Annotated in this window: 1 pseudogene; it reads left to right on the forward strand. The window is 42.5% G+C overall.

The window, feature by feature from the left end:
• Window positions 1–414, forward strand: a pseudogene (locus OMO38_RS20255) (hypothetical protein); the annotation flags it as partial.
• Window positions 415–579 lie beyond the last annotated feature (165 nt).

The following is a 579-nucleotide window of genomic DNA, read 5'->3' on the forward strand; positions in this document are numbered from 1 at the left end:
CGATTAAGAATTGCAAAAAATGCCGCTGATATTACACTTCCCACCGGTTCTGTTTTTGGAGGTGAAGTAGAGGATGGAAAGCTGACGATTCAGGCAGTATGTTACGAAGATCCCGCATTGGTAGCCGGAGCAACATATCCTGTGAGACATGGTGTTACTTTGCTTGGTAGAGCAGGAGCGACCAACGGAAACTGGCCAATGCTAAGAAACTCTGCTTATACAGCATTGGAATCTAAAACCAAAGGTTTTGTGGTGACCAGAAACAGCAGTCCTGAAACAACCATAGCGATTCCGGTTGTGGGAATGATGGTTTTTGATACGGACGAAAATGCAGGGGCAGGATGTCTGAAAATCTATACAGGACCTGCAGCAGGAGAAGGTTGGAAATGTTTCAACACTCAGGGTTGTCCGTAACTGATTTATTGAATTAATGTAAAACTAAACCTTCAGGGTTTTACAACTCCTGAAGGTTTTAATTAAAAAAGAAAATATCATGCACAAAACAGCAATTATATTATCCGTTTTTCTTTCTGCGTTCGCTTATTCGCAGGTGAAAATAGGAGGTACCACGAGCGTGGG

The sequence above is a fragment of the Chryseobacterium kimseyorum genome (assembly GCF_025971945.1).
GTDB lineage: Bacteria > Bacteroidota > Bacteroidia > Flavobacteriales > Weeksellaceae > Chryseobacterium > Chryseobacterium kimseyorum.